Source organism: Tabrizicola caldifontis (genome assembly GCF_004762095.1).
In the GTDB taxonomy this organism is placed as follows: domain Bacteria; phylum Pseudomonadota; class Alphaproteobacteria; order Rhodobacterales; family Rhodobacteraceae; genus Tabrizicola; species Tabrizicola caldifontis.
Genome location: NZ_SIJH01000010.1, coordinates 127990 through 146896, shown reverse-complemented (window position 1 = coordinate 146896; position 18907 = coordinate 127990). Strand labels below are relative to the sequence as shown.

Genomic DNA, 18907 nt, shown 5'->3' with positions numbered 1-18907 from the left:
GCCGTTTTCTTCCACCTAATCGCTTTGGCCGCGCGTGGAAAGTCCCGCCGACTGACCGAGCTCGACGATCGCTGCCCTGTCTTTCCCACAGAAGCGAGGCTGGCGTGGTGGGGCGACAAACGGACTGCGTCCTGCCTGCGGCAATCTCGCGACTGGCAGGGCCGCGCGGGGATGTTACTTTCCAGCCCATGACTGGCCGCCCCCTGCCCTTGGCCTCCTTTGCGTTGGCCGCCCTTCTGCCCCTGCCGCTTCTTGCGCTGGGGGCGCTGGTGGGCGGGATATGGCTTTGGGCCGCGTTTCTGTACATGGCCATACTCACCGTCATGCTGGACCAGCTGATCCCGCTGACCGCTGGCAGTGCCGAGGGGGAAGAATTCCCTGCTGCCGACCTGCTCCTCGTCAGCGTGGCGATCGGTGCGCTGACTGCCCTGCCGGTCGCGACCTGGGCCATTGCGGGCGAAAGCGGCCTTGCGGCGGGCGAACGGGTGCTTGTGTTCTTCGCCACAGGTCTCTGGCTGGGTCAGGTCGCGCATCCCGCCGCGCACGAATTGATCCACCGCCCCCGGCGCCAACTTTTCCGGCTGGGGGCTGCGGTCTATTCCGCCCTGCTGTTCGGTCATCATGCCAGCGCCCACCGGCTGGTACATCACCGTCATGTCGCCAGCGCCCTGGATCCCAACACAGCTCGCGCAGGCGAAAGCTTCTATCGCTTCGCCCTGCGCGCCTGGCATGGCAGCTTCGTCCAGGGCTACCAGGCCGAAGCCGAGTTGCGCGCCCGCAGCCCGTGGAAAGGCCTGCACCCCTATGCCGGCTACCTGGCCGGAAGCGCCCTGGCCCTTGCCACCGCCCTGCTGGTGGCCGGCCCGGCCGGGGTTCTGGTCTGGGTACTGCTGTCACTCCATGCCCAGATGCAGATCCTGCTGTCCGACTACGTCCAGCACTATGGCCTGACCCGAAGCCAGCGCGCAGATGGCAGGCTGGAACCCGTCGGCCCCCGTCACAGCTGGAACACCGCACATTGGTTCACCTCGGCGCTGATGCTGAACGCCCCGCGCCACTCCGACCATCACACCAGTCCCGGGCGCCCCTTCCCCGCCCTGCGCCTGCCACCGCCCGAAGAAGCCCCCCGCCTGCCCTGGCCCCTTCCCGTCGCCTGCACGCTGGCGCTGATGCCCCGTCTTTGGCGTCGCGCGATTCGTCCCCATCTCGTGCGCTGGCACCGGCCCCCCACACCGGCGCAGGACACGCGGGCTTGACTGGAAATCAGCGCCACTCTCTGGCACCTTCCGCCCCGAAGTTCCCGGAGCGATTGATGCGACCTGTTCTTGCCGGCCTTTCCCTTTTCGTCGCAGCCCTGCCGGCTCTGGCTGAAACCCCCATGACGGGTGCCGAGTTCGAGGCAAATACCACGAACGAGACCATCACCTACGACTACGGCAACGGCCTGTTCGGCACCGAGGAATATCTGCCCGGACGCCGCGTCCGCTGGGCTTTCGAGGGCGAGCTTTGCATCTACGGCATCTGGTATGAAAAGGACGACCAGATCTGTTTCGCTTACGAAGACGACCCCACTCCTGCCTGCTGGCTGTATTTCCTGGAAGACGGTCGCATTCGTGGCCGTTACATGGGCGAAGGTGGCGGCTGGGAGATTCTGGAATCCTCGCGTGACGGCGGCCCGCTGCCCTGTGCCGGTCCCGATGTGGGGGTCTGAGCCGATGCGGCTGGCCATTCTCATGCTGGGCCTGATGCCCGGCCTCGCCCATGCGAACCCGCCGCTGACCGCCGAGGCCTTCGAGGCACATGTGACTGGCCAGACAATCACCTACCGCCAGCAGGACCAGGTGTTCGGCATCGAGGAATACCTGCCGGGCCGCAAGGTCCGCTGGTCGGTGGCACCCGGCATCTGCCAGCATGGCACCTGGTATCCCGAAGGTCAGGCGATCTGCTTCGTTTACGAAAGTGATCCGACCCCGCACTGCTGGACCTTCTGGATGGAAGCTGGCGCGCTGGCAGCCCTGTCCACCGAGGCAGAGCCAGGGGCCGAGCTTCACGAGACCGAGCGCAGCGCGACGCCGCTCTCCTGCCCCGGCCCGGACGTGGGGGCCTGAGATGCTGCGCCCGGCCCTGATTCTTGCCCTTTCCGGCGCCACCGTCGAGGCCCAGACACGGATGACGCCGGAAGAGTTCGAGTCCTGGTCCAACGGTCGCACACTCGACTATCGCATCGACGGACAGCTCTGGGGCAGTGAACAGCATTTCCCGGATCGGCGGACGCTTGATGCCGATGCCGGCGGGGCATGCGTCGCAGGCCAGTGGTATCCCCAGGGCGGCGATATCTGCTTTCACTACGAAACCGGTCCCGGGCCGCACTGCTGGAGCTTCTGGCGCGATGGCGACCGTGTCCTTGCAAGGATCGCCGGAAACCCGGACTCGCCTGTGGCAGAGGTGACCATCTCTCACCAGCCGCTTGCCTGTCCCGGCCCCGACCTGGGGTCATGAGCGCCAGCCCATTGTGCCTTTCCCCGGGACAACCCTGGGTGCCTGCGGCTACCGTGACAGTGCCGCGGTGACGGACACGACGCGCCTGCGGTGGTGACCCGGTCAAGGTGCCGCAGCGTCCACGGACTTGCGCCGCATGACGCGGTGCGCCTTTCAACTCGTATCTTGCGGTTCCCGCCAAACGGATTGAGCGACAGGTCTTCACTCGGCCGCATCCGGGGATTCGCCCCAGGCTTGCGCAGCAGACCCTCAAGACGAGCCTGCGGTGATCCCGGCGACCCCGGCCACCGTTTCATACGCCTAAGGCCGCGTAGGGGGGCTCGATGCCCCACGGGCGGCACGCCGTTTCAGAAAAGGCTTCCCTGTCCGCCTTCGCCCCCATCCCTGCCCTGTCGCGCTGGACCTGCCCCCAGCGCCAGCCGACCATCGTGGAACTCGATCTCCAGGGCCGCCGCTGCCGCCGCCCTTGCCTTCGTCGTTACCACTGCCCCGTCGCCGCGCACCACCGCATAGCCCCGCTTCAGGGTCGCGTGATAGCCCAGCGTCGTCCGGGTCCGGTCCAGGGCCTCCAGTCGGTCGCGAAGCCGGGCCAGCCGCGCCGTCGGGGCCGCCTCCAGCCGGTCAGCCAGCACCGAAAGCCGCGCCCGCCCCTCGGCCGCCCGTCGCGCTGCCTCGCCCAGAAGCCGGACGAGGGCCGGGGTCAGCCGGGCAGCCAGGCCAGTCAGCCGCTCGCCCCGCCGGTCCAGCCGCTGGGCAACGGCACGGTGCAACCTGTCGGCCCTGGCCGCCAGCTGGTCGCGCTGCCGCGCCAGCCCAGCCCGCAGTGCCCCCGGCTGCAACCGCCCCGCCACGCGATCGAAAGCGCGGTGCTTCACCGCCGCGGCCAGCCCCAGCCCCGCCGAAAGCCGCATCGCCGCTGTGTCCAGCCGTTGCCGGGGCGTCGCCAGCAATGCCTCTGGCCGGGGCAGCGCGCGTGACAGATCACGCAGCCGCTGGCCGCGCAACGTCACCCCCTGCACCGCCCCGCGCACCAGCCGCGCACCCAGGGCCTCCAGCGCCGCCACCAGCTCCAGCCGCACTGGCACCGCCAGCTCCGCCGCCGCAGTGGGCGTGGGCGCGCGCAGGTCGGCGGCGTAGTCGATCAGCGTGGTGTCCGTCTCGTGCCCCACGGCGCTGATCAGCGGAATGCGCGAGGCCGCCGCCGCGCGCACCACCACCTCCTCGTTGAAGCCCCAGAGGTCCTCCAGCGACCCTCCGCCCCGCGCCACGATCAGCACATCGGGGCGCGGGATCGGCCCCCCGGGCTCGATCGCGTTGAACCCCCGGATCGCGGCGGCCACCTCGGCCGCGCAGGACTGGCCCTGCACCGCCACCGGCCAGACCAGCACATGCCGCGGAAAGCGGTCGCGCAGACGGTGCAGGATGTCCCGGATCACCGCCCCGCTGGGAGAGGTCACGACCCCGATCACCCGCGGCAGATAGGGGATCGGCTTCTTCCTTCCCTGGTCGAACAGCCCCTCGGCCGCCAGTGCGGCCTTGCGCTTTTCCAGCATCGCCATCAGCGCGCCCGCGCCGGCCGGGACCACATCCTCGACGATCAGTTGATATTTCGACTGGCCCGGAAAGGTGGTCATCCGGCCCGTGGCCACGACCTCCATCCCCTCTTCCGGGCGCACCTGCATCCGCGCCACCTGGCCTTTCCAGCTGACCGCCGCGATCACGGCACGGTCGTCCTTCAGGTCGAAATACAAATGCCCCGAGGCCGGCCGGCTGACCCGCCCCACCTCGCCCCTGACCCGGACGAAGCCGAATTCGCCCTCGATCACCCGCTTCACCGCACCCGAAAGCTCGGAAACGGTGTATTCCGGCTGGTTGCCCTGCGCTGTCGGGCCGTTGTCGAAAAGGTCCATGCTTGCCCTCCGTCGCCCCCGACCCTATGACGCGGCGACGGAACTTCCAAGCGGGGGCGCGGCGATGAACATCCTGATCCTGGGCTCGGGCGGGCGGGAACATGCGCTGGCCTGGGCGGTGAAGCAGAACCCCAAATGCGACCGGCTGATCGTGGCCCCGGGCAATGCCGGGATCGCGATGCTCGCCGAATGTGCCGACCTGAACATCCTCGACGGTGCGACGGTGGTCGGCTTCTGCGAGGAGAACGCCATCGACTTCGTGATCATCGGCCCCGAGGCCCCGCTGGCCGCCGGTGTGGCGGATGCCACACGTGCTGCCGGCATCCTGACCTTCGGCCCATCGGCGGCGGCAGCCCGGCTTGAAGCATCGAAGTCCTTTACCAAGGAAATCTGCGCGGCCTGCGGCGCCCCCACCGCAGCCTGGGCACGCTTCACCTCTGCCGAGCCCGCGAAGGAACATGTCCGCGCACAAGGCACCCCCATCGTGGTCAAGGCCGATGGCCTTGCTGCCGGCAAGGGTGTCATCGTGGCGATGACCGAGGCCGAGGCGCTGGCGGCCATCGACGACATGTTCGGCGGCGAATTCGGCGCCGCAGGTGCCGAGGTGGTGATCGAGGAATTCATGCATGGCGAAGAGGCCAGCTTCTTCGTCCTTTCCGATGGCACGCACGCCCTGCCCGTCGGCACCGCCCAGGACCACAAGCGCGTGGGCGATGGCGATACGGGACCGAACACCGGCGGCATGGGCGCCTATTCCCCCGCCCCGGTCCTGACCGATGCCATCCAGAAGCAGGCGATGGAGGAAATCGTCCTGCCCACCATCCGCGAGATGGCCCGGCGCGGCACGCCCTACGAGGGGGTGCTCTATGCCGGGCTTATGATCGACCAGGGCCGCGCCCGCCTGGTGGAATACAACTGCCGCTTCGGCGACCCGGAGTGTCAGGTTCTGATGATGCGCCTCGGCGCGCAGGCGCTGGACCTCATGCTGGCCTGCGCCGAGCACCGTCTGGACGAGGTGCGGGTGAACTGGGCCGACGACCATGCGCTGACTGTCGTCATGGCTGCACGGGGTTATCCGGGAGCCTACGCAAAAGGCAGCCAGATCCGCGGCCTCGAGGAACTGCCCGAGGACAGCAGGCACATGGTGTTTCACGCCGGGACGGCCGCGCGCGACGGGCAGATCATCGCAGCCGGGGGCCGTGTGCTGAATGTGACTGCGCGCGGCGGAACCTTGCGCGAGGCGCGCGACGCGGCCTATGCCATGGTCGATGCAATCGACTGGCCCGGCGGCTTCTGCCGCCGAGACATCGGCTGGCGCGCGCTTGCAGAATAGCGCGGCTTGCGCCGCAGGCCTTTCCTCTCGTCGTCGCGCCTTGCGCCCTCCTCCTCGGCTGATGGGGGCATCCTGCCCCATCAGCCGAGGGTATTTCCGAAGGAGCGAATGCACTTGCTCCTTGCACAAATACTCTGGGGTTTTTGGGGTGAACCCCCCATTGCCGGAACCGGTTGGGTTGCCGGCTCAGAGACGAGACCCGAGGCGCGCCTGCCAAGGCGCGCGATTTGCCATGCGCCGCCACTTGCACCCGGAACGGGCCTTGCATAAGAGACCCGCGGATTGATCCGGCCCTTGGGAGGGACCATGCCGCTTCTGGTGATGAAATTCGGGGGAACCTCGGTCGCCGACCTGGCGCGGATCGAGAATGCCGCCCGGAAGGTAAAGGCCGAGGTCGAGCGCGGCTATGACGTGATCGTGATCGTCAGTGCCATGTCCGGCAAGACCAACGAACTGGTGGGCTGGGTCGAGCAGACCTCGAAGCTGTACGACGCGCGCGAATATGACGCCGTGGTCTCCTCGGGCGAGAACGTGACCGCCGGCCTCATGGCATTGCGCCTGCAGGAGATGGGCATTCCCGCGCGGTCCTGGCAGGGTTGGCAGGTGCCGATCAACACCACCTCGGCCCATGGCGCGGCGCGCTTCGTCTCGATCCCGCGCGACAACATCGACGCCAAGTTCCGCGAAGGCTTCAAGGTCGCGGTCGTCGCGGGCTTCCAGGGCCTGTCGCCCGAGGGGCGGATCACCACGCTCGGCCGCGGCGGCAGCGACACCACCGCCGTCGCCTTCGCCGCCGCCTTCGGCGCCGAACGTTGCGACATCTACACCGATGTCGACGGCGTCTACACCACCGACCCCCGCATCAGCCCCAAGGCGCGCAAGCTGGACAAGATCGCCTTCGAGGAGATGCTGGAGCTTGCCTCGCTGGGTGCGAAGGTGCTTCAGACACGCTCGGTCGAACTGGCGATGCGCTACAAGGTGCGGCTGCGGGTGCTGTCCTCGTTCGAGGACGCCACCGAAACCTCTGGAACCCTGGTCTGCGACGAGGATGAAATCATGGAATCCAAGGTAGTTTCCGGCGTCGCCTATTCCCGCGACGAGGCGAAGATGACGCTTCTGAAGGTCGAGGACCGGCCGGGCGTGGCCGCGGCGATCTTCGGGGCGCTCGCAGATGCGGGCGTGAACGTGGACATGATCGTCCAGAACATCAGCGAGCTGGAAAACCCGACCGACAAACGCGCCTTCACCGACATGACCTTCAGCCTGCCCACCAACCAGGTGGAGCGGGCAAAGAAGGCGATCGAGGATGCCGCCGCTGCGGGCAAGTTCGTCTTCACCGAACTGGTGACGGATAGCGATGTTGCCAAGGTCTCGGTCGTCGGCATCGGCATGCGCAGCCAGGTGGGCGTGGCCGCCAAGATGTTCGCGGCACTTGCGGCAGAGAACGTGAACATCAAGGTCATCACTACATCCGAGATCAAGATTTCCGTCCTGATCGACAGGAAATACATGGAATTGGCCGTGCAGGCCCTGCACGACGCCTTCGAGCTGGAAAAGGCCTAGGGTCCGCTTCGGCCATCACCGGGCCTGTACCAGAGCAAGGTGCGGCCGGCGTTCAGGGTGGCGGTCGCCGTCCGGGCGCGACCATTCGCAGCGGATGCGCCCGCCGTACCGTCCGGCATCCTGTGATGATCGTGCATGTAGGGCATACTGTCCGCGTGGCGCGGATGGTGGTGGCTGCCCAAACCGCAGGCATGGTCACCCTTGCCGATGCCGCCCCACCCTGCTGCGGCCAGAGCCGTGAGCAAAGTCGTTCCCTTCCGCGTGGCGTCCCCCTATAGAAGGGGAAAACAACCGCAGGGATGCCTGATGCCGGATCGGAGTGAAAGCGACAGCCGCAAGCTTCTGCGCCGCCTGCGCGACACGCTGGCCGTGCCGGGAAAGGGCCAGGACCGGCTGGACCAGATCACCCATCTGATCGCCGACAGCATGGGAACCGAGGTCTGCTCGATCTATCTTTTCCGTGATTCCGAGACGCTGGAACTGTGCGCCACGCAGGGCCTGAACAAGTCTGCTGTCCACAAGACCCGGATGAAGCTGGGCGAGGGTCTGGTCGGCCGTGTCGCGCGCACCGGCATGCCGGTCAATACCGCCGACGCACCCAGTGAAAAGGGCTTCCGCTACATGCCCGAGACGGGGGAGGAACTGTATTCCTCGTTCCTCGGGGTGCCCATCCAGCGGGTGGGCGAGAAGCTGGGCGTGCTGGTTGTCCAGTCGAGGACCGCACGGCAGTTCTCGGAAGACGAGATATATGCGCTGGATGTCGTCGCGATGGTGCTGGCCGAGATGACCGAGCTTGGCGCCTTCACCAGCGAGGAGAACGGCATCCGCGCGCTGCACAAGCAGCCAGTGATGTTCCGCGGCGGCTCGGGCCAGGAAGGCGCCGCGGAAGGCCGGGTGTGGCTGCACGAGCCGCGCGTCGTCATCACCAACCCCGTGGCAGACGACCCGTTGACCGAGATCGAGCGCATCCGCGCCGCGGTGGGCGAGCTGCGCGTCTCGATCGACGACCTGCTGGCGGCCGAACATCTGGACAAGGAGCAGAAGCAGGTCCTGGAAGCTTATCGGATGTTCGCCCATTCCCGCGGCTGGCTGCGGCGGATGGAGGAAGACATCATGCGCGGCCTTTCGGCCGAGGCTGCGGTGGAAAAGGAACAGTCTGCCGCCCGCGCGCGGATGGAACAGGTGCCCGACGCCTATCTGCGCGAGCGGCTTTCGGATCTTGACGATCTGTCGAACCGTCTGTTGCGCATCCTGACCGGTCAGGGCAAGGACACCGGCGCCGAGATGCCAGACAATCCGGTCCTGGTCGCGCGCAACATCGGCCCGGCCGAACTCCTGGACTACGGGCGCAAGCTGAAGGGCGTGGTGTTGGAGGAAGGGTCGGTCGGATCGCATGCCGCCATCGTCGCGCGGGCGCTTGCGATCCCTTTGGTGATCAATGCCGAACGGATCACGACCGAGGCCCTGAACGGCGACCCGATCCTTGTGGACGGTGACCAGGGCGTCGTCCATCTGCGGCCCGAGGAAACGGTCGCCCGCGCCTTCCGCGACAAGATCGCCATGCAGGCCGAGGCACAGAAGCGCTATGCGTCCCTGCGCAATCTGCCCGCGACGGCACTTTGCGGCACGACCATCTCGCTGCACATGAACGCCGGCCTGATGGCCGACCTGCCCAGCCTTGAAGGCTCGGGAGCAGACGGGGTGGGCCTGTTCCGCACCGAGTTGCAATTCCTGATACGGTCGCGGATGCCGCAGAGGGCGGAACTGGCCGCGCTCTACGCCCGTGTCATGGATGCGGCCAAGGGCAAGCGCGTGGCCTTCCGCACGCTCGACATCGGGTCGGACAAGGTATTGCCCTACATGAAGCCGCAGGACGAGCCCAACCCCGCCATGGGCTGGCGCGCCGTGCGCGTGGGGCTAGACAAGCCGGGCGTGTTGCGGATGCAGCTTCAGGCCCTGATCCGGGCTGCGAAGGGGCGGCCGCTGACGATCATGTTTCCGCTGATTTCGGAACACAGCGAATTCCAGCAGGCCCGTGCCCATGTCCTGCGCGAGGTGCACCGGGAACGCTCGCTGGGCCATCCGGTCCCGGACCGGCTCGAAATCGGCGCGATGCTGGAAACCCCCTCGCTCGCCTTCGCGCCTCGCGCCTTCTTCGAGCTGGCCGATTTCGTCTCGGTCGGGGGCAACGACCTGAAGCAGTTCTTCTTCGCCGCCGACCGCGAAAACGAACTGGTGCGCCGCCGTTACGACACGCTGAACCTGTCCTTCCTGACCTTCCTCGAAGGCATAGTCGCCCGTTGCGCCGAAACCGGCACGCCCCTGTCCTTCTGTGGCGAGGATGCCGGTCGTCCGGTCGAGGCGCTGGCACTCGCCGCCATCGGCTTTCGCACGCTGTCGATGCGGCCGGCGTCGGTCGGCCCGGTCAAGGCCCTGATCCGTCGCGTCAACCTGGCCGAGGTGCGCGCCGTGATCGAACGGGCCAGGACAGAAGGCGCCGAAAGCGCACGCCCCCTGCTGATGGAATGGCTGGCCAACCAGGGGCCGGGCTGAGCCGGGTCATTCGATCAGGCCGGCTGCGCTAAGGTTTCCCAGCAGACCCGCAAGATCGGACCGCAGCCGTATGCGGTCAACATCCGGGAAAGCCCCGGCAAGGATGTGCTCGATCTCGGCGGGCATGGTGGGGGCCTCCAGAATTTCCCAGATCGCGGCGGCCAGCGGGTCCATCCGGTGAATCGCGCGCCCCTCGGCATCGGCAAGGTAAAGCGCGCCGCCAATGATCCGCGCAACCGTGCCCGGACGCTGGCGCAAGACTGCCCCGGTATCTGGCGAGGCCGGCGCTGGCCCGGCCTCGGCCGGTCGGAAGCGCAGGACGGCGCCATCGGCCCGGTGCGAAGGCGCCTGAACCGCCAGCCCCCCGTGCAGACAGGCCGCGGCATCGTCAGCCGCCGAATAGGTCAGGCGCCGGACAGGCACCCCTTCCAGCGCGGCAGCCATCACGGCCAGCACATCCCCGGAATGGCGGTCGCGCGTGAAGTTCTGGTGCAGAAGCGCATCCATCGCCTCATCCGGCGCCGCCTCCTCCAGCCGCGCAGGCACCGGGGCATCGCGGCGATCCAGGATCACGAAGGCACCGATGGGCAGGCTTTCACCGCGCCGTGGCGGGTTGGGCAGTGACAGGTAGCGATACTGGCGGTTCCGAGGCCCGGCAATCCGTTCGGACCAGTCTCGGAACCCCTGCGGCAAGGTATCCGGCAAGGGCAGGCGCAAGCGCGGGGCTATCCCCATCGACTGCGCCACTGCACGCTGACCAGGCGGAAAGACAACGGGCAGCACATCATCACTGAACACCCGATGCCCGGCCCGCGCCAGCGCCGCCGCCAGCATGCTTTTCCCGGCACGTCGGACATTCGGAAAAACTACCAGTGTCCCGCCCATCTCGACCCCCGCCGCATGCAGGCAAAGCAGGCGGTCGTCCTGGGCCGGCAGGGCCAGCGCCAGTCCCGTGACCGCATCACAGACTGCATTGACCGCGTCCAGCAGCCGTGCTGGCCGCCCCTCGACATGGTTCTCGCAGCGATAGAGGCTACCCTGTCCGGCAATGGAAAAGAACGGACATGCCACGGGATCAGCAGTGCGGGCCGCATGGGGCCAGCCCGAATCGACCTCGGCCAGCACTGGCAGCAGGGCCTCGGCTGCGGTCAGGCGCAGAGGGGCGGCAAGGCCCCGGAAATGCACATCCAGCATCATCACGCTTGCACGGGCGATACCTCTGGCGCAACCAGGGCGCCAGAGGCATCACCTTTTTCCTCAGGGCTGCGGAGCGGCACAGCCGACGTCGTCGTCCGTCGGGCCCGAACAGGTGCTGGGCGAGGTCGGCGCGCTTGACTTGCTGGGAGGGCTTGCAGGCGAGGGGGCGGTCGGCGGGCTGGCTGGCGAGGGATTGCTCGACCCGCTGGCGCCACTCGACCCGCTGGAACTCTTGGCCTGAGCGACGCTAAGTGTGGTCATCGCCGGGGTCGCATAGGCGGCAAGTGCCAGCGCCCCAAGGCGGGCAAGCGCGCGGCGGCGGGTGTGGACGGGATCCTGTTTCCTGGTCATCGACTGTCCTTTACAGTTTGGTCCGCTGCCAAGTTGCAGACGGATCCGGGTTGCACGGGTCAGACAGCCTGCGGCACCGGTGCCGCATCGACCAGTCACCAAAGGTTTATCGCGCCACCATAAACCGCAGGTATAGGCGGGATCCCGTCAATCGTCGGCAAAAAGCCCGGCATGCAGCCGCCGAAGATCTGCCTTCTGCACCTTGCCCATGGCGTTGCGCGGAAATTCGGACAGAACCAGCACCCGCTTCGGAATCTTGAAAGCCGCCAGCCGATCGCGCAGCGCGGCGCGAATCGTGGCTTCGTCCAGCTTTGCCCCGGCCGCGGGGATCACGCAGGCCACCACCGCCTCGCCAAAATCGGGATGCGGCACGCCGATCACCGCCGACGCCGCAATGCCCGGCAGGTCATCCAGCGCCGCCTCGACCTCGGCCGGATAGACGTTGAGCCCCCCGGTAATGACCAGATCCTTTGCCCGGCCCAGAATCGACAGATACCCCTCTGCATCGAAGGCCCCCAGATCGCCGGTCACGAACCAGCCGCCGGGGCGGAATTCTTCCGCAGTCTTTTCCGGCAGGCGCCAATAGCCCCCGAACACATTCGGCCCCCTCACCTCGATCGACCCCGCCTCGCCCGGCGCCAGCACGGCCCCGTCCGGGCCGGTGACGCGCACCTCCACCCCCGGCAGGGGCATCCCGACCGTCCCTGCCCGCCGTTCGCCGTCACAGGGGTTCGAGGTGATCATGTTGGTTTCGGTCATCCCGTAGCGTTCCAGGATCACGTGCCCTGTCCGCGCCCGCCATTCGGCATGGGTCGCCGGCGACAGGGGGGCAGAGCCCGAGATGAACAGCCGCATCCCCCGGCACAGCTCTGGCGTCAGGCGCGGGTCAGCCAGAAGCCGGCTGTAGAAGGTGGGCACCCCCATCATCACCGTGGCCTTCGGAAGGTCGGCAAGCACTGCGTCGGGCTGGAACGAGCGCTGGAAGACCAGCGAGGCGCCCGCGTACAGCGCGCAGTTGGTGGCCACGAACAGTCCGTGGGTATGAAAGACCGGCAATGCGTGCAAAAGCACATCGGTTTCCGTGAACTTCCACAGATCCACCAGCGCCTCGGCGTTCGATGCCAGGTTCTCGCGGCTCAGCATCACGCCCTTCGACCGCCCGGTGGTGCCCGAGGTGTAAAGGATCGCCGCCAGATCGCCCGGTGCATGGGGCGGGTCGGGGAAATCGGCGCCCTGCCCCGCGGCGAGCGCCAGGAAATCGACAAAACTCATCGCGCGCGCACCAAGCTCCTCGACCGCAGCCACCCGGGCCTGCTCGACCAGGGCCAGCGCCGGTTCGGCATCGGTCAGGAAATGCTGCGTCTCGGCCACCGTGTATCCGGGGTTTACCGGCAGGAAGATCACCCCCGCACGAAGGCAAGCCAGATACAGTGACAGCACCTCGGGGCATTTTTCGACCTGCACCAGCAGCCGATCGCCCTTGGCCAGCCCCAGCGCGCCCAAGGCATGGGCCATGCGCCCGGTCTCGGCCAGAAGGTCGCCATAGCTTGTGCTTCCCTGGATCCAGACCCGGTCCGCCCGCGCCGCCATGTCTCGCAGCCTGTCGATGACATCCACGCTCATCACATGCCTCCCCGTTTTGGGCGGGGTGTAGCGCCGCCCTTGGGGAAACCCAAGAATTTTCGCAGAAAATTCGTGGCCGCCGCGCTCAGGCCCGCCTGATCCGCGGCGGCTCGACCGCAGCACGGAAGGCCGCGAGCACGGTCTCGGCCCCATGCACCCCGGCCAGGCGCAGAAGCGCAAAGCGGATACGGGCAATTTCGCGGTAATAGTTCAGGAAGGCCGCGTTCAGCGCCGCACCTGATAGCGCGCCCAGTACCGGCACCGCCTGCGCCGCCAGCTTCTGGCCCAGTACGGCGGCCAGACGGGGCGCGACAGAGGCGATCAGGTTCTGCACCGCCTGCCCGGTCAGCGTCAGCCGGGCTGTGAAGAACGACGTGTTCACCCCATCGTCCTGTGCCAGCGGACTGCCCGCCCCGAAGACACGCAGGCATTCGGCCCGAATCGCCGGATCGTCCGGGTCGAACCCTGCCGCGCGCGCCTCGGCCCTGATCGCGGTCAGGATCAGCGTCACCGTTACCGGCAGTTCCGCCAACGCCGAGGCGATGCCCCCTGCGCCCCCCGCCGCACCCGAGGCGACCACTGCCGCCAGAGGCGCGCGCCCCCCCATGTCGGGTGCCCGTGAAGCAAGACCATATGACACTTCAAGGGCCCGCGCCGTTGCCCGGTCCAGCTGATCGCGGAAGGATTCGGGAACAAGCTTCAGCTGATCTTCCAGCTTGCCGCCCAGGCGCGTCACCAGCCGCATGAACGGACCGTTTGCCCGGACGTGGCAGCGGGCAAGTTCGGCGATTTCCGCCGACAGGTCGGGGGCAAGGGGCATGGGCAGGTTCTGATCCATGCCCTGAATATGGCCCCGGCGCGCGACGTCGCAATGATCTCAGGTCGCTTTGACGACCTGTCCCGTCACGCCCTTCCACGAGCCGGCCTTCAGTTCCAGCCCCAGCACGCGATCCGGGTTGGTGGGTGGCGGCATCTCAACCCCCTCCAGCTTGCGAAACCCGAATCGACCGTAATAGGGGGCATCCCCCACCAGCAGCACGCGCTCCCATCCCAGCCGCCGTGCCTCGGCCAGGCTTTCGTTGATCAAGAGCGCGCCCAGCCCTTCACCCTGTCGGGTCGGATGAACCGCGACGGGGCCCAGAAGCAGCGTGTCATGCCCGCCGACGCGCACGGGCCAATAGCGGATTGCCGCGGCAAGGGTGCCATCCTCGTCGCGCAAGGTCAGGCACAGGGGGGCGACGGTCGGCACCCCTTCACGCAGACGGTAGGACGACAGTGCCGTCCGCCCCGGCGCGAAGCAAAGATCGTAAAGCGCCTCGACCTCCCACCAGTCGGCTTCGGTCTCTTCCTCCAGCCGATACACGCCCGCGCCCCGTTCCCGAATCTGCTTGTGAGCCGCGCCGTAACATGCCGACATGTCAGGATCAAATCGCGAAAGGCAGCCCAATGTTCTACCGCCCCGCCGAAGGCCACGGCCTGCGCCACAACCCGTTTTCCGCCATCGTCGCGCCGCGCCCCATCGCATGGATATCCACGCGAGCCGGGGCAGGCGACAATCTGGCACCCTATTCCTTCTTCAACGCGGTGGGCTACACGCCGCCCAAGGTAATGTTCTCCGGCGATCCGCTGGATACGGTGGCGAACGTGCGCGAAACTGGGGTCTTTGCAGTGAACATCGTGGCCGAGTCCGCGCTGCAGGCGATGAACGCGACCTCGGCCCGCTTTCCCCGCGGGACCGACGAGTTCCAGACCGTGGGCGTAGCCAAGGCGGAATGCCAGGTGATCGACTGCCCGCGCGTGGCGGATGCGCCCGCAACGCTGGAATGCCGGGTGATGCAGATCATCGACCTGCCGGTAGACGATCATCTGGTGATCGGCGAGGTGGTAGGCGTGCACCTGCGCGACGACTGCATCGTGAACGGCAGGCTGGACTATACCCGCTATGCCCCGGCGGCGCGGCTGGGCTACCACGACTATACCTTCGTGCGCGAGGTCGTCGAACTTCGCCGACCGTAGGGTGGGCATCGCTGCCCACCCCTGCCTTTCCGTTGCTCGTCGGGCAGCCGAACCTAGCGGTAGGGATAGCCCGCCTTCTCCATCGTCTCGGCGTATTTCTTGAACGCCTCGACCACCTTGGCAGACCGCGGCGACTGGGCGGCGATCTCGTCCCAGAAGCCTTCGGCGTCCTTGACCACCTGCGCCCATTCCTCGTCAGGCAGCGAGGTCAGCTCCATCTTCTCGCCCTCGACGCGCAGCTTGGCCTCGCCGCCCCAGTACCAGACCGCCCGGTAGTAGTGCGACTGGTCGATGGTGATCTTGAACAGCTCCTGCAGGTGCGGCGGGACCTTCTGCCAGCTGGCGGTGTTGGCGAAATAGCTGCCGAACCAGGCACCGGTGACCGAGTTCGTCAGGGCATACTTGCAGACATCGGCCCAGCCGACTTCGTAGGCCTCGGTGAAGCCGCACCAGGCCACGCCGTCAATCTCGCCGGTCTGCATCGCGACCTCGACGTTATCCCACGGGATCGTCACCGGGATCAGGCCATAGCGGGCCAGGAAGCGCCCGGCGGTGGGCACGCCGAACACGCGCAGGCCGTTCATGTCGGCCAGGCTGCGGATCGGCTTGTTCACCGTGAAGATGTGCAGCGGATCCCAGGCACCGCAGGAAAGCCAGGTCACGCCCTCGACCTCGCTGTAGGCCTCTTCCCAGATTTCCTGCAGTCCGTAGTAGCGGAACAGCGCCGGCACATCCAGGCTGTAGCGGGTGGCAAACGGGAAGTAGCCGCCGAAGACCGAGATATCGACCGGCGAGGCCATGGTCGCCTCGTCCGACTGCACGGCGTCGAGCGTACCGTTCTGCAGCGCGCGGAACAGGTCGGCGGTAGGTACAAGCTGATCGGCGTAGTAAAGCTCGATCTCCATCTCGCCATTGGCGGCGGCATTGAAGGCGTCGATCTGTGGCTTGATCACATGCGCGCCCAAGGGTGCGCCGGAGTAGGTCTGCAGGCGCCACTTGATCGGGCCCGTCTGGGCAATCACGGCAGGTGCGGCCAGCGTCGCCCCGGCCACGGCGCCCGCGCCCATGACGGACTTGCGCAGGAAGCTGCGGCGCGAGGCAAGGATCGCCTCGGACGGGCTTTGCGGTTTCTGGTCGGTCATCGTCGTCTCCTCTGTTGTTGCGGGCTCTGTCGGCCCCGGTGGGTGATGGGTGGGTCAACCCCTGACGTTCATGTGCTCGGGCAGCCAGAGCGCGATCTGCGGAAACATCATCAACAGCACGATGGTCAGCGCCATCATGGCTGCGAAGGGCCAGATCGAGCGGTAGATGTCCGGCAGGGTGATCTCGCGCGGGGCGAGCGAGCGCATGAGGAACAGGTTGTAGCCGAAGGGCGGCGTGATGTAGGCGATCTGGCAGGTGATCGTGTAAAGAACGCCGTACCAGATCAGCTGATTGTCGAAGCCCAGATCCAGGCTGGCGACCAGCGGAATGTAAAGCGGCGCCACGATCACCAGCATGGCCGTGTCGTCAAGGAACATTCCCAGAAGCAGGAAGCTGAGCTGCATCATTATTATGATCGTCCAGGGCGACAGATCCCACTGCGTCAGGAAAAGCCGCTCGACCGCCTTGACTGCGCCCAGCCCGTCGAAGACGGATCCGAAGGCCAGCGCGGCCAGGATCAGCCACAGGAACATGCTGGACACCGCAAGCGTCTTCATCGACGTCTCGCGGATCAGCCGCCAGGTGAAGCGACCCTTGAGTACCGCCGCCAGCGTCGCCGCCGTCGCCCCCACGGCCGAACTTTCCACCAGGCTCGTGTAGCCGAAGACGAACAGCCCGGTCATCAGGAAGAAGATCAGGAACGGGATGATCCCGGCCCGCGCCAGCGCCAGCTTTTGCAGGAAGGGCATCTCCAGCTCTTCCCTGGGAACCGGTGGGGCGAGCTTGGGGTTCAGCTTGGCGCGGATCAGGATGTAGACAATGAACATCGCCGCCATGATCAGCCCCGGCACCAGGCCCGCGAACCACAGCTTCGATACCGGCTGCCGCGCGATCATGCCGTAAAGCACCAGCACGACCGAAGGCGGGATCAGGATGCCCAGGGACGACCCGCCCTGCACCACACCGGAAATCAGCACCTTGTCGTAACCCCGCCGCAGCATCTCGGGCAGGGCGATAGTCGCGCCGATGGCCATGCCCGCGACCGACAGCCCGTTCATCGCCGAGATGATGACCATGACCAGGATCGTCCCGATGGCCAGCCCCCCCGGCACCCGGCCGAACCAGACATGCATCATCTTGTAGAGGTCTTCGGCGATCCCCGATTCCGCCAGGATGTAGCCCATGTAGATGAACATCGGCAGCGTCAGCAGCGCATACCAGTTGAACAGCTTGAAGACCTGGTTGTAGGGCAGTTCGATCGCCCCGTTGCCATAAAGCAGCAGCGCCGCCCCTGCCGCCACAAAGCCGATGGCAGCAAAGACCCGCTGGCCGGTCACCAGCAGCAGCGCCATCGAGGCGAACATCAGCAGTGCAATCATCTCGTACGACATTTACAGCTGCTCCCCACGCAGGGTGGCGATGTGCTTGAATACCAGCGACACCGCCTGCAACAGCATCAGCACCAGACACACCGTCAGCAGCGACTTGATCGGGATCGTCGAGGGGTTCCAGATGGAAAACCGCCGTTCCCCCGTTGCAATCGCGTATTGCAGCGACGAGATCGAACCGATCAGCATCACGACCAGATAGAAGATCAGGCAGAAGACCGTGACCAGATCCAGCTTCGCCTTGGCGCGGTCCGAAAGGTTGGCATACCAGAGATCCATCCGAACATGGCTGTTGTTCTTCAGCGTGATCGCCCCCCCCATGAAGTAATAGGCGGCCAGCGTGAACTGCGTCAGTTCGATCGCCCAGTGGACGGGCACCCGGATCACGTTGCGCGTCAGCGCATCGAACAGAAGCGTCGCCACCATCATGAAGATCAGCGATGCGGCCAGGTATCCCACCCAGTCCGACACCTTGTCCACGATCCGCACATAGGACCGTATCACGCGCGGCATGATGCCCCCGCATCTGGCTGCATCGTCATGTCCAAAGCTCCACTCCCCTGTCCTTCAGCGCCTCGCGGTGCGCCCTGTTCAAACGTCCGTCACTGATCACAAGATCCGCATCCGCGGTCCCGCAGACCGCATAGGCCGCGTAACGACCGAATTTCGTGGCATCGGCCAGCAGCGTGACGCTGCGCGCGTTGCGGATCATGGCCCGGGCGACCTGGGCCTCGTCAAGACTTGCGTCCATCGCCCCCACCGCCGGATCGAAGGCTGCCACCGTCAGCACCGCCCGGTCGGCGCGAAAAAGGGCAATCTGCTCGATCACGGCGCTGCCCGTGGTCTGGGCATTGTCCGCCCCGTAGCGCCCCCCCAGAAGGTGAATCACCGCATCCGAGCCGGCCTGCGCCAGCCTTTCTGCCAGCCGGCAGGAATTGGTGATCACCGTCAACCCGGGAACCGCCGCCAGCGGTTCGGCCGCGGCCAGCGTGGTCGATCCGGTGTCGATGAACAGCGTCTCGCCCGGGCCGACTGCATCCGCCAGACGCCGCCCGATCTGCGCCTTTTCCGCCGCCGAAACGACCTCGCGCACCTCGTGGCTGGGCTCGGCGACCAGAAGCGGACGCCTGGCCCCGCCATGCACCTTCTGCACACGGCCCCGTTCGGCAAGCAGCGACAGGTCGCGCCGGATCGTCTCGGCCGATACGTCGAAGCGTGCTGCCAGCATTTCGACCGAGGCTTCCCCTTCGCGCCGGATGATCGCCTCGATCTGAGGCTGTCGTTCGTGCGGCTTCATGACCTTCCTCAACCGCAGCCGACCAAGCGCGCCG

General features: G+C 66.8%; 18 protein-coding genes. 9 read left to right on the top strand and 9 right to left on the bottom strand.

The annotated features are described in order from the left end of the window. The first annotated feature begins 188 nt into the window (after window positions 1–188). From EYB42_RS10270 to EYB42_RS10255, 4 genes are read left to right on the top strand one after another with little or no spacing between them, the layout of a single operon-like run. On the top strand, window positions 189–1256 hold the full coding sequence (locus tag EYB42_RS10270) for an alkane 1-monooxygenase (protein WP_135450008.1): 1068 nt from the start codon (window positions 189–191) through the stop codon (window positions 1254–1256). Window positions 1257–1312: 56 nt separating this feature from the next. Further along, window positions 1313–1711 (top strand): hypothetical protein, encoded by a 399-nt coding sequence (locus EYB42_RS10265; protein WP_135450007.1) that lies wholly within the window; start codon window positions 1313–1315, stop codon window positions 1709–1711. 4 nt (window positions 1712–1715) lie between these two features. Then, window positions 1716–2108 (top strand): hypothetical protein, encoded by a 393-nt coding sequence (locus tag EYB42_RS10260; RefSeq protein ID WP_135450006.1) that lies wholly within the window; start codon window positions 1716–1718, stop codon window positions 2106–2108. 1 nt (window position 2109) lies between these two features. Then, window positions 2110–2499 (top strand): hypothetical protein, encoded by a 390-nt coding sequence (locus tag EYB42_RS10255; RefSeq protein WP_135450005.1) that lies wholly within the window; start codon window positions 2110–2112, stop codon window positions 2497–2499. Between the two features lie 347 nt (window positions 2500–2846). On the opposite strand, the gene xseA is transcribed toward EYB42_RS10255, so the two are convergent. After that, entirely contained in the window at window positions 2847–4409 is a 1563-nt protein-coding gene (gene xseA / locus EYB42_RS10250) for an exodeoxyribonuclease VII large subunit (RefSeq protein WP_135450004.1), read from the bottom strand. Window positions 4410–4473: 64 nt separating this feature from the next. Here xseA and purD point away from each other — a divergent pair, with 64 nt between their 5' ends. The 3 genes from purD (at window position 4474) to ptsP (ending at window position 9858) form a co-directional block, all read left to right on the top strand. Further along, a complete protein-coding gene (gene purD / locus EYB42_RS10245; RefSeq protein WP_135450034.1) occupies window positions 4474–5742 on the top strand; it encodes a phosphoribosylamine--glycine ligase in 1269 nt (422 codons plus the stop codon). Window positions 5743–6048: 306 nt separating this feature from the next. Then, window positions 6049–7305, top strand: coding sequence for an aspartate kinase (locus EYB42_RS10240; protein ID WP_135450003.1), 1257 nt, complete (start codon window positions 6049–6051; stop codon window positions 7303–7305). Between the two features lie 306 nt (window positions 7306–7611). Next, on the top strand, window positions 7612–9858 hold the full coding sequence (gene ptsP / locus EYB42_RS10235; RefSeq protein WP_135450002.1) for a phosphoenolpyruvate--protein phosphotransferase: 2247 nt from the start codon (window positions 7612–7614) through the stop codon (window positions 9856–9858). Window positions 9859–9864: 6 nt separating this feature from the next. Here the strand turns inward: ptsP and EYB42_RS10230 are convergent, their stop codons facing one another. Then, on the bottom strand, window positions 9865–11055 hold the full coding sequence (locus EYB42_RS10230; protein ID WP_135450001.1) for a PqqD family peptide modification chaperone: 1191 nt from the start codon (window positions 11053–11055) through the stop codon (window positions 9865–9867). A 112-nt stretch (window positions 11056–11167) separates the two neighbouring features. On the opposite strand from EYB42_RS10230, the gene EYB42_RS17730 reads away from it, so the two are divergent. Continuing rightward, on the top strand, window positions 11168–11296 hold the full coding sequence (locus EYB42_RS17730; protein ID WP_276605858.1) for a hypothetical protein: 129 nt from the start codon (window positions 11168–11170) through the stop codon (window positions 11294–11296). A gap of 257 nt (window positions 11297–11553) precedes the next feature. Here EYB42_RS17730 and EYB42_RS10225 read toward each other — a convergent pair whose 3' ends face one another. The 3 genes from EYB42_RS10225 to EYB42_RS10215 all read right to left on the bottom strand — a co-directional run bounded on the left by EYB42_RS10225 (window position 11554) and on the right by EYB42_RS10215 (window position 14392). Beyond that, the gene (locus EYB42_RS10225; protein ID WP_135450000.1) at window positions 11554–13029 is read right to left on the bottom strand and encodes an AMP-binding protein; all 1476 of its coding nucleotides are present in this window, start codon (window positions 13027–13029) and stop codon (window positions 11554–11556) included. 85 nt (window positions 13030–13114) lie between these two features. Further along, window positions 13115–13849 carry an EcsC family protein gene (locus tag EYB42_RS10220; RefSeq protein ID WP_240784079.1) on the bottom strand — a complete coding sequence of 245 codons (735 nt, stop codon included), beginning with the start codon at window positions 13847–13849 and terminating at the stop codon, window positions 13115–13117. Between the two features lie 57 nt (window positions 13850–13906). Further along, window positions 13907–14392 (bottom strand): GNAT family N-acetyltransferase, encoded by a 486-nt coding sequence (locus EYB42_RS10215; RefSeq protein ID WP_135450033.1) that lies wholly within the window; start codon window positions 14390–14392, stop codon window positions 13907–13909. Between the two features lie 83 nt (window positions 14393–14475). On the opposite strand from EYB42_RS10215, the gene EYB42_RS10210 reads away from it, so the two are divergent. Continuing rightward, window positions 14476–15045, top strand: a complete 570-nt coding sequence (locus EYB42_RS10210) for a flavin reductase family protein (RefSeq protein WP_135449998.1) — start codon at window positions 14476–14478, stop codon at window positions 15043–15045. Window positions 15046–15098: 53 nt separating this feature from the next. On the opposite strand, the gene dctP is transcribed toward EYB42_RS10210, so the two are convergent. Genes dctP through EYB42_RS10190 form a run of 4 tightly spaced genes read right to left on the bottom strand, consistent with a single transcriptional unit; the run spans window position 15099 to window position 18873 of the window. Beyond that, a complete protein-coding gene (gene dctP / locus EYB42_RS10205; protein ID WP_135449997.1) occupies window positions 15099–16187 on the bottom strand; it encodes a TRAP transporter substrate-binding protein DctP in 1089 nt (362 codons plus the stop codon). Window positions 16188–16241: 54 nt separating this feature from the next. After that, window positions 16242–17579 (bottom strand): TRAP transporter large permease, encoded by a 1338-nt coding sequence (locus EYB42_RS10200; RefSeq protein WP_135449996.1) that lies wholly within the window; start codon window positions 17577–17579, stop codon window positions 16242–16244. Then, window positions 17580–18089 carry a TRAP transporter small permease subunit gene (locus EYB42_RS10195; RefSeq protein ID WP_135449995.1) on the bottom strand — a complete coding sequence of 170 codons (510 nt, stop codon included), beginning with the start codon at window positions 18087–18089 and terminating at the stop codon, window positions 17580–17582. A gap of 25 nt (window positions 18090–18114) precedes the next feature. Next, the gene (locus EYB42_RS10190; protein ID WP_135449994.1) at window positions 18115–18873 is read right to left on the bottom strand and encodes a DeoR/GlpR family DNA-binding transcription regulator; all 759 of its coding nucleotides are present in this window, start codon (window positions 18871–18873) and stop codon (window positions 18115–18117) included. Window positions 18874–18907: the final 34 nt, after the last annotated feature.

Excerpts from the sequence above, each read along its gene's own strand:
- EYB42_RS10270 (WP_135450008.1), top strand. The coding sequence starts at position 189 with ATGACTGGCCGCCCCCTGCCCTTGGCCTCCTTTGCGTTGGCCGCCCTT.
- EYB42_RS10265 (WP_135450007.1), top strand. The coding sequence starts at position 1,313 with ATGCGACCTGTTCTTGCCGGCCTTTCCCTTTTCGTCGCAGCCCTGCCG.
- EYB42_RS10260 (WP_135450006.1), top strand. The coding sequence starts at position 1,716 with ATGCGGCTGGCCATTCTCATGCTGGGCCTGATGCCCGGCCTCGCCCAT.
- EYB42_RS10255 (WP_135450005.1), top strand. The coding sequence starts at position 2,110 with ATGCTGCGCCCGGCCCTGATTCTTGCCCTTTCCGGCGCCACCGTCGAG.
- xseA (WP_135450004.1), bottom strand. The coding sequence starts at position 4,409 with ATGGACCTTTTCGACAACGGCCCGACAGCGCAGGGCAACCAGCCGGAA.
- purD (WP_135450034.1), top strand. The coding sequence starts at position 4,474 with ATGAACATCCTGATCCTGGGCTCGGGCGGGCGGGAACATGCGCTGGCC.
- EYB42_RS10240 (WP_135450003.1), top strand. The coding sequence starts at position 6,049 with ATGCCGCTTCTGGTGATGAAATTCGGGGGAACCTCGGTCGCCGACCTG.
- ptsP (WP_135450002.1), top strand. The coding sequence starts at position 7,612 with ATGCCGGATCGGAGTGAAAGCGACAGCCGCAAGCTTCTGCGCCGCCTG.
- EYB42_RS10230 (WP_135450001.1), bottom strand. The coding sequence starts at position 11,055 with ATGATGCTGGATGTGCATTTCCGGGGCCTTGCCGCCCCTCTGCGCCTG.
- EYB42_RS10225 (WP_135450000.1), bottom strand. The coding sequence starts at position 13,029 with ATGAGCGTGGATGTCATCGACAGGCTGCGAGACATGGCGGCGCGGGCG.
- EYB42_RS10220 (WP_240784079.1), bottom strand. The coding sequence starts at position 13,849 with ATGCCCCTTGCCCCCGACCTGTCGGCGGAAATCGCCGAACTTGCCCGC.
- EYB42_RS10210 (WP_135449998.1), top strand. The coding sequence starts at position 14,476 with ATGTTCTACCGCCCCGCCGAAGGCCACGGCCTGCGCCACAACCCGTTT.
- dctP (WP_135449997.1), bottom strand. The coding sequence starts at position 16,187 with ATGACCGACCAGAAACCGCAAAGCCCGTCCGAGGCGATCCTTGCCTCG.
- EYB42_RS10200 (WP_135449996.1), bottom strand. The coding sequence starts at position 17,579 with ATGTCGTACGAGATGATTGCACTGCTGATGTTCGCCTCGATGGCGCTG.
- EYB42_RS10195 (WP_135449995.1), bottom strand. The coding sequence starts at position 18,089 with ATGCCGCGCGTGATACGGTCCTATGTGCGGATCGTGGACAAGGTGTCG.
- EYB42_RS10190 (WP_135449994.1), bottom strand. The coding sequence starts at position 18,873 with ATGAAGCCGCACGAACGACAGCCTCAGATCGAGGCGATCATCCGGCGC.